This is a genomic window from Streptomyces sp. NPDC037288 (assembly GCF_055603265.1).
This window is the reverse complement of the sequence record NZ_JBVJVY010000115.1, coordinates 1-7,118: the sequence shown is the minus strand read 5'-3', so window position 1 is coordinate 7,118 and position 7,118 is coordinate 1. Positions and strand designations below refer to the sequence as shown.

Below are 7,118 nucleotides of genomic sequence, written 5' to 3'. Positions count from 1 at the left end.
TTCGTGTTCATGGTCCGCGAGACCTCGCAGATGTTCATCACCGGCCCGGACGTCGTCAAGGCGGTGACCGGCGAGGAGATCAGCCAGAACGGCCTCGGCGGCGCCGACGTCCACGCCGAGACCTCCGGCGTCTGCCACTTCGCCTACGACGACGAGGAGACCTGCATCGCCGAGGTGCGCTACCTCCTCTCGCTCCTCCCGCAGAACAACCGCGAGAACCCGCCCGCCGTTGCCGCCACCGACCCCGCCGACCGGCGCTGCGAGAGGCTGCGCGAGCTGGTGCCGCTCGACGGCAGCCGCCCCTACGACATGCGCGAGGTCATCGCCGAGGTCGTCGACGACGGCGAGCACATGGAGGTCCACGAACGCTGGGCCACCAGTGTGATCACCACCCTCGCCCGGATGGACGGCCAGGCCGTCGGTATCGTCGCCAGCCAGCCCAGTTCCCTCGCCGGCGTCCTCGACATCCACTCCTCCGAGAAGGCCGCCCGCTTCGTGCAGCTCTGCGACGCCTTCTCGATCCCCCTGGTCACCCTCGTCGACGTCCCCGGCTTCCTGCCCGGCGTCGACCAGGAGCACGGCGGCATCATCCGGCACGGCGCCAAACTGCTCTACGCCTACTGCAACGCCAGCGTGCCCCGGGTCCAGGTCATCCTGCGCAAGGCCTACGGCGGCGCGTACATCGTCATGGACTCCCGGTCCATCGGCTGCGACCTCTCCCTGGCCTGGCCCGCCAACGAGATCGCCGTCATGGGCGCCGAGGGAGCCGCGAACGTCGTCTTCCGGCGGCGCATCCAGGCGGCAGACGACCCCGAGGCGATGAGGCAGCAACTCGTCAAGGAGTACAAGGCCGAGCTGATGCACCCCTACTACGCGGCCGAACGCGGACTCGTCGACGACGTCATCGACCCCGCCGACACCCGTACCGCGCTGATCGCCGCCCTGGCGATGCTGCGCACCAAGCACGCCGACCTGCCCACCCGCAAACACGGCAACCCCCCGATGTGAGGAGGCCCCCATGGCCCGCACCTCCCCCACCGCCGCCCCGCAGGCTCCCGCGCCCGCCGCCCCGCAGGCTCCCACGCCCGCCGCCCCTCCGGCTCCCACGCCCGCGCTCGACGGGCCGCTCGCTCCCGCCCTCTTCCGTGTGATCGGCGGCAATCCCACTCCCCAGGAGGTCGCCGCCGTCGCCGCGCTCCTCACCGCGCTGGCCGCGGCCCCCGCCGAAAGCGCCGCCGAGCCGGCCGCCGACCGGCACCCGGCGCCCGCCCGCTGGCACCGCCCCGCGGCCCCGCCCCCGGCGTCCTGGCGGGCCCGTGCCTGAGCACGGCCGCACTGGCAGCTTGCTGCCGCCCTCGTTGCGGCCCCCTGGGACGCCTTGTTAATCAGACAGAAAGCGGCGAAACGTGCCGTACGGTACGGCTGCGGCCGGAGTTTCGGGAGGCAGCGGTGCTTCAGGTCGTGTTCCGGATCCTGGGGCCGCTGGACATCAGCGCCGAGGGACGGCCCATGCCCCTGCAGGGCGGCCGGCAGCGCACCATCATGTCGATGCTGCTGCTCGCCCCCGGACGGGTCGTCTCCGTCGACACCCTCGCCGACGCCGTCTGGCACGGCGAACCGCCCGCCACCGCACGCAACCAGATCGCCATCTGCGTCTCCGCGCTGCGCAAGTCCCTGAAGACCGCGTTCGGCGTCGACGGCGTCCTCACCACCAGTCACCCCGGCTACATGCTCTTCCCCGGCGAACACCGCATCGACGCCGTCGAGTTCGAGGAGCGGGCCGCCGAGGGGCAGGCCGCCGCCCGCCGGGGCGAGCTGGAAGAGGCCTGCGCCCGCTTCGAGGAAGCCCTGGCCATGTGGCGCGGGCCGGCCCTGGAGGGCATCACCGCCGAACGCGTGGAAGCCGAGGCGACCCGCCTGACCGAGCTGCGCCTCGACGTGTACGAGCAGCTCACCGCGGTCCGTCTGGAACTCGGCCAACACGGCGAACTCGTCGCCGAACTCGCCCGGTTCGTACGCGACAACCCGCTGCGCGAGCAGGCCGTCGCCCAGCTGATGCTGGCCCAGTACCGGTGCGGCCGGCGCGCCGAGGCCCTGGAGACCTACCGGGAGGCCGGGCGGTTGTTCGCCGAGGAACTCGGCATCGATCCCGGCCCGGCCCTGCAGGAACTGCACGAGGAGATCCTCGCCGACTCCCCGGCGCTGGTGCCGCCCGCCGACCAGGTCAGCCTGGCGCCCGCCACCATCGTGCCCGCCCATCTTCCGCCGGCCCCCGCCTCGTTCACCGGCCGACGGGACGAACTGGCCGCCCTGGACCGGCTGCTGGACCACCTCGACGGAACCTCGCTGCCGGTCGGCTCCATCACCGGCACCGGCGGCGTCGGCAAGACCGCGCTCGCCGTCCACTGGTCCCACCAGGTCGTCGCCCGCTTCCCGGACGGGCAGCTCTTCGCCGACCTGCGCGGCTACGACGAGGAGGAGGCACCGCGCCGGCCGAGTGCCGTCCTGGACCGGTTCCTGCGCGCCCTCGGCGTGCCCGGCCCGCAGATCCCCGCCGACCAGGTCGAGCGCACCGCACTGTTCCGCAGCGTCCTGGACGGGCGGCGGGTGCTGATCGTCCTGGACAACGCCCGCTCGTTCGCGCAGATACGGCCGCTGCTGCCCGGCACCTCACGCTGCTGCGTCCTGGTCACCAGCCGCGACAGCATGGGCGGCGCCCTGGCCGGCGACTACGCCTACGTCCCCCTCCAGCTCGGCTCCCTCGAACAGGACGAGTCGATCACCCTGCTCTCCCGGGTCGCGGGCGACGACCGCTTCGTGGCCGATCCGGTCGGGGCGGCACGGCTGAGCGAGCTCTGCGACCGGCTGCCGCTGGCGCTGCGGATCGCCGCCGCCCGGCTCGCCGCCAAACCCCACTGGTCGGTCCGGACCCTGGTGTCCCGCTTGGAGGACCAGCACCGCAGACTCGACGAACTCAGCATCGACTCCCGCGGGGTCCGCGCCGGCCTGCGGCTCAGCTACCGCGGCCTGCCCGCCGACACCGCCCGCATGTTCCGGCGGCTCGGCGTGCTCAGCGTCCCCGAGTTCTCCGCGTGGACCGGCGCCGCCCTGCTCGACCTCGACCCCGTCGACGCCGAGGACCTCATCGAGCAGCTCGTCGACGCCCAGCTGCTCGAACCCATCAGCGTCGGCGTCGGTCACGTCCGCTACCGCTTCCAGGACCTGCTGCGGCTGTTCGCCCGCGAACGCGCCCTGGAGGAGGACACCGACGCCGAGCGCAGTGCCGCCGTACGGCGCGCCGGCGGCACCTGGCTCGCCCTCGCCCGCGAGGCCCACCGCAGGATGTACGGCGGCGACTACACCGTCATCCACGGTCCGGCACCGCTGCGCGACCTGCCCGCCCATCTCGTGGACAGCCTGCTGGAGGATCCCATGGGCTGGTTCGAGACAGAGCGGCTCGCGCTCACCGCGCTCGTCGACCAGCTGGCCCGGGAGGACGAGTCCGCCCACGCCTGGGACCTGGCCGTCACCGCGGTCACCCTGTTCCAGAACCGCAACTACCTGGAGGACTGGCGGGACTGCGCCGAGACCGCGCTGGCGGCGGCCCGGCGCACCGGCGACCGGCTGGGCGAGGCGGCGCTGCTGCAGTCCCTCGGCACCCTGGAGATCATCCAGTGGGACTTCGACTCCGCCCACGAGAGGCTGTTGCCGGCACTGCGCCTGTTCGAGGAGCTGGACCGGCACCAGGGCCGTGCGCTCGTCCTGCGCAACCTCGCGCTGTGCGCACGCCACCGTTCGGACCCGGTCCGCGCCCTCGACCTGGGACGGGCCGCTCTGGAGATCTTCCGCGAGGTTGGCGACCACTACGCGGAGGCCCATGTGCTGGGGCTGCTCGCACAGATCGAACTGGAGCGGGGCGACGCACAGGCGAGTCTGCTGCTGTCGTCGGAGGCGGTGGCCAAGAGCCGAGGTCTCGGCGTGGGGCGCGGCGAGGCGCAGAGCACCGTACGGCTCGCCGAGGCACTCATCCAGCAAGGGGACGGGGTACGGGCGGAAGAGGCGTGCCGACGCGCGCTGGAGCTGGTTCTCGACAGCGGCGACCGGCGGGGCGAGGCGCATGTGCTGCGCGCGCTGGGGGAGGCACTGTGGTGCCAGGACAGACTGGCGGACGCCGAGACGGTGCTGCGGGACGCCATCGAGGCCGCCGAACAGGTGCCGGACCGGTACGTCCAGGCACGGGCGGCCGTCCTCCTCGGGTGTGTGCTGATGCTGCGGGCGGACCGGGCCGGCGCCGCGGCCGCTCTGCGCGGGGCGGGTGAACTCTTCGCCGACGTCGGCGTGCGGCAGTGGCGCGAACGCGTGGACCGGCTGCTGGCGGCGCTCGGGCAGGACGAACCGGCCGACCCGGGCCTGCTGTTCGCCCTCGCCCGCCCCTGACCGGCCGCGGTGCCCGCCCGCCGGTCACGTCCACGGGTCGTCGCGCAGCGTGGAGGAGCCGGCGGGAGCGGACGTCCAGGGGTCGTCGCGGCCCACCACCTTCCGCGTCACCGTCCAGGGATCGTCCGCGGCCCGCACCGAGGTCCACCGGTCGTCCGCCGTGACACCCGACGGCGCGTGGCCGGCGAGCGGGTTCAGGTCGTGCGTGGCGCCGACCGTGCCGACCGCGGCGAGCAGCAGCACGGCACCGGTCGTGAGCCGGCCCAGGGGAGCGGTCGCGGCGGTCCTCCTGGCGGTGTGGAAGAGACGGTTCACGGGGTCCTCCTGAGGGTGATCTCCGGCGGTCTCGGGGCGCTGCCCGGGGTGATGCCGAGAACGCTACGGAGCCGCCGTTTTACGCCTCTTTCGAAGCTGTTTCGCAGCTCCGAAATCGATTCGAGGACGAGGAAAAACCGCAGGTCATTAGCTTTTCGCGGCAGACGGCCCGGGACAGCAGCGGGCCCGCGCACCCGCGGAGGCCCGCATGGAGTTCAGGATTCTCGGCCCGGTGTCCGCCGAACGCGACGGGCGCCCCGTACCCCTCGACGGCGCCAAGCAGCGGGCCACCCTGGCCGCGCTGCTCCTCGCGCGGGGCCGGCTCGTCACGGACGAGCGGCTGACCACCCTGCTCTGGGGCTGGGACCCGCCCGCCACGAGCACCCGTCAGCTGTACACCTACGTGTCCCGGCTGCGCACCCGGCTCGGCTCCGGGCACGGCCTGACCCGCCACGGCACCGGCTACCGGATGGACCCGGACCGGGCCACCCTCGACTGGCACACCTTCCGCGAACTCGCCGACGCGGGCCGGGACCACCTGCGCGCCGGGCGCTTCACCGAGGCCGAGCGCAGCCTCTCCGAAGCCCTCGCCCTCTGGCACGGGCCGGCCCTCGGCGACGTCACCGAGCAGCTCGCCCAGGCCGAGGGGCCCCACCTGGAGGAGGCCCGGCTCGCCGCGCTCGAGGAGCACACCGAGGCGGCGCTCGCCCTCGGCCGCCACGGCGACCTCGTCCCCGCCCTCACCGGCCACGTCCACAGCCACCCGCTGCGCGAGCGGCTGCGCGGCCAGCTGATGACCGCGCTGCACCGCAGCGGCCGGCAGGCGGACGCCCTGGCCGTCTACGACGAGGGCCGCCGCCTGCTCGCCACCGACCTCGGCATCGACCCCGGCCCCACCCTGCGCACCCTCCACCACCACATCCTCACCGGCACCCTGCCGCACCCCCCGGCTGCGCCGACGGCCCTGGCGGCACCGCCCGCCGCGCCGCTCACCACGCCCGCCCCGACGGCCCCCTCGCCCGCGTCCGCCCAGGACCCCGAGGCCCCGGACCCGGCGGCGGCGCGTCCACCGCTTGCGCACGCGGTCACCGCGTCTCCGGTGCTCGCACCCGGCGGCGGCGTCGGTGCCGTCGTGCCGGCGCTTCTGCCCTCCGCGCCCGTCGACTTCGTCGGGCGGGGCGCGGAGGTGGAGGAGGGCGTCGCCGCGTTGCGGGGGCGGCACGACGTCGTGGTCGCGGGGGCGCCCGGGACCGGGACGTCCGCGCTGGCGTTGCGGGTGGGCGAGGTGTGCCGGGCGGACTTCCCCGACGGGCAGCTGTACGCGGATCTGCGCACCGGCGACGGCGGCCGGCGCGAGCCACGGGAGGTGCTGGGCTGGTTCCTGCGGGCGCTCGGGGCCGACGGCCACCCGCTGCCGGAGGACGTCGACGAACGCGCGCGGTTCTTCCGCACACTGGTCGCGGACCGGCGCATGCTGATCGTCCTGGACAACGCGGCGGACGACGCGCAGGTACGGCCGCTGCTGCCCGGCGCCGGCCCCAGCCGCACCGTCGTCACCGGCACCCACCCCACGCTCGCCACGCTGGACGCGGTGCGGCTGGTACGGCTCGGCCCCATGACCCCGGCGGAGGCGGCCGGACTCCTCGCGTCGGCCGCGGGCGCCGAACGGCTCGCCGCGGAGCCCCAGGCGACCCTGCGTGTGGCCGAGTTCTGCGACCGGCTGCCGCTGGCCCTGCGGATCGCCGGCGTCCGGCTGGCCACCCGCCCGCACTGGCCGGTCGCCCGCCTCGCCGACCGGCTCGCACCCGAGGAGCACCGCCTCGACGAACTGCGGATCGGCGCCCTCGACGTCACCACCGGACTGCGCACCGCGGTCGACGCGCTCACCCCCGCCGCCGCCGAGGCGCTCGGCGCGTTCGCGGCGTACGGACTCTCCCGGCTGACCGCTCGGGACGCCGCCGCACTGCTCGACCTCACTCCGGGGCACACGGAGCACCTCCTGGACGAGCTCGCCGACGCGCGGCTCCTGACGGCGTCGCCGAGCGCGGACGCATCCGGCGCGCACCACGCCGAGCCCTGCTACCGGCTGATGCCGCTGGTACGGCTGTACGCGCGGCGCGACTGCCCGGCCGCGTCCCGGCACCGGCCGTACGACCGGCAGGCGGCCGTGGCCTGAACCGCCGCACCACGCCGCGCCGCTACGCTCCGCCTCCCGTCCCTCTTCCCCTCTTGCCCGGCCCGGGGGGGGGGGGGGGGGGCCCCCCCGCCGGCCCCCAAAGCTCACGGGGGGCGGGGGGGGGCGCAACAAACCCCCCTGGCACCCCTCCCCCCTCCCCCGTTGGCAAGGCAGTTCCCCTCCCCTCTCC

General features: G+C 74.8%; 5 protein-coding genes. 4 read left to right on the top strand and 1 reads right to left on the bottom strand.

The window, feature by feature from the left end; translation table 11 throughout:
- From ACZ7GZ_RS41585 to ACZ7GZ_RS41575, 3 genes are all read left to right on the top strand, one after another.
- The coding region (locus tag ACZ7GZ_RS41585; RefSeq protein ID WP_471032862.1) for an acyl-CoA carboxylase subunit beta at nt 1-1,008 on the top strand (1,008 nt) is incomplete at its 5' end.
- 10 nt (nt 1,009-1,018) lie between these two features.
- Nucleotides 1,019-1,324 (top strand): acyl-CoA carboxylase epsilon subunit, encoded by a 306-nt coding sequence (locus ACZ7GZ_RS41580; protein ID WP_471032859.1) that lies wholly within the window; start codon nt 1,019-1,021, stop codon nt 1,322-1,324.
- Between the two features lie 125 nt (nt 1,325-1,449).
- Nucleotides 1,450-4,437: an AfsR/SARP family transcriptional regulator gene (locus ACZ7GZ_RS41575; protein WP_471032857.1), complete on the top strand. Its 2,988-nt coding sequence runs from the start codon at nt 1,450-1,452 to the stop codon at nt 4,435-4,437.
- A 24-nt stretch (nt 4,438-4,461) separates the two neighbouring features.
- Here ACZ7GZ_RS41575 and ACZ7GZ_RS41570 read toward each other — a convergent pair whose 3' ends face one another.
- Nucleotides 4,462-4,752, bottom strand: a complete 291-nt coding sequence (locus tag ACZ7GZ_RS41570) for a hypothetical protein (protein WP_471032855.1) — start codon at nt 4,750-4,752, stop codon at nt 4,462-4,464.
- 208 nt (nt 4,753-4,960) lie between these two features.
- On the opposite strand from ACZ7GZ_RS41570, the gene ACZ7GZ_RS41565 reads away from it, so the two are divergent.
- Complete coding sequence (locus tag ACZ7GZ_RS41565) at nt 4,961-6,928, top strand: AfsR/SARP family transcriptional regulator (protein WP_471032852.1); 1,968 nt, start codon at nt 4,961-4,963, stop codon at nt 6,926-6,928.
- Nucleotides 6,929-7,118: the final 190 nt, after the last annotated feature.